We start from the raw sequence: 1,569 nt of genomic DNA, 5'->3' as shown, positions 1-1,569 counted from the left end.
CCTGTGTCATGACCAGCGCCGCGAGCTCGTCGTACGACGGCGCGGACGGATCTTCGGGCACCATCGGGCGATGGGCGTCGTGCCTTCCGGTTCGCGACTCGGGGCGCCGCTCATGCCGGTCGGCCTACGCTTACGGCCTGTCGAACCATCCACCTCGATCCACCACTAGGGGCAGTACCTATGCGCGTCGTCTCCCTACTGCTCGTGCTGTGCATCGGGAGTGGACTGACCGACCTGAAGCTGTACACGGACCTTGTCCACCAGCGCCAGCAGGGAGCGATTGAGATCGCGCGTGCGGTGGCATCCGACCTGCTCCTGGCCCGGGCGGTCATGGGGAAGGATCCCGCGGGGGAGGTGCAGGCTCTCGCCGAACAGGCCCGGCGACTCACAGGAGCGCAGTCCGTGGTCGTCATCAACAGCCGGGGTATCCGCTGCTCCGATCCCGATCCGAAGAACATCGGCAAACCGGTCAGCGCCGACCCCTCGGGTGCCCTCCACGAACAGGAAACTGTCAGTCGCGGGTCCGGGAGCCTGGGGTCGTCCGTGCGCGCCGAGGTTCCGCTGCGCGACACCGACGGTAAGACCGTCGGTGAGGTCAGAGTCGACGTCAGCATGAAAGATCTGCACCACCAGTTGCTCACGCAGCTGCCCAGCGCCGCGGAGAATCTGGGCCTGCAAGTGGTCGTCGGCATCACCACTATCATAGTGATCACGCTATATAACCGGGCCGAACTCAAAAAAATTGCCCGCGAACTCAAAAAAATTGTCCGCGCAATCGACGATCTCTGGGGTCATCTCAGGGACCGGCCCGCCCAGCCCGACCAGCCCGCACCGCCCGACCAGCCCATCCAGCCCGACCGGCCCGCACCGCCCACCCAGCCCGCACCGCCTGCACCGCCCACCCAGCCCGCACCGCCCGCCCGGACCGGGGTCAGGGAAGAGATCGTCGCCGTGCTGCTCTGGGCGTCCGAGCCGATGTCGGCGGCGGAGATCGCCGACCAGATCGGCCGGGACCGGTCCACGGTCCAGCGGTACCTCAAGGATCTCAAGGAGGCCGGCTACGTCACCATGATCTTGGACGGCGGGTCCCGCGGGCGTCCCAGACACCTTTACCGATGGCTCGGCAAACCCTGGCCCCCGCCCGCCCGAACCCCTAACGGCCACGGCCGGGTACCCGGAGTATCTCTGTTTTCTCCTCTCCTTCCCCCGGGTACCGGGCCCGGCCAGGGCGGGCCGCCGCTCGGACCTGGGCCGGCTATGACTACCGCGACGGTGGGCGCACCCTCGAAGGCGTCGCCATCCGTGTCGCCCAACGGGTTGCAGCGATCTGGCGCAACCACACGACCGGCCTCTTCCAGCGGGCATGGGTACCGTCGAGGAGGCGGCAGGGAAGGCCTACGGCGTGCCTACCGGGAGAGTTGCCGGGGTAAAGCCGGGCACCGCCCCTACTAGTCGGTACACGGTGAACATGAGAACCGTTCCGGTCTCGCCCACCCGCGCCCGCCCGCGTCCAGTGGGACGGCGAGCAGGCCCACGGCCGGCTGACCGTCCGGGCGAGGCGGAGCCGTC

At 68.3% G+C, this 1,569-nt stretch carries 1 pseudogene; it reads left to right on the top strand.

The features are described 5' to 3' along the window. Positions 1–180: 180 nt before the first annotated feature. A pseudogene (locus ACY45C_RS21350) lies at positions 181–1,065 on the top strand (helix-turn-helix domain-containing protein); the annotation flags it as partial. Between the last annotated feature and the right edge of the window lie 504 nt (positions 1,066–1,569).

The organism is Frankia sp. CcWB2 (assembly GCF_977927585.1).
The sequence above is the reverse complement of the archived record's forward strand: the minus strand, read 5'-3'. Positions and strand labels throughout refer to the sequence as shown.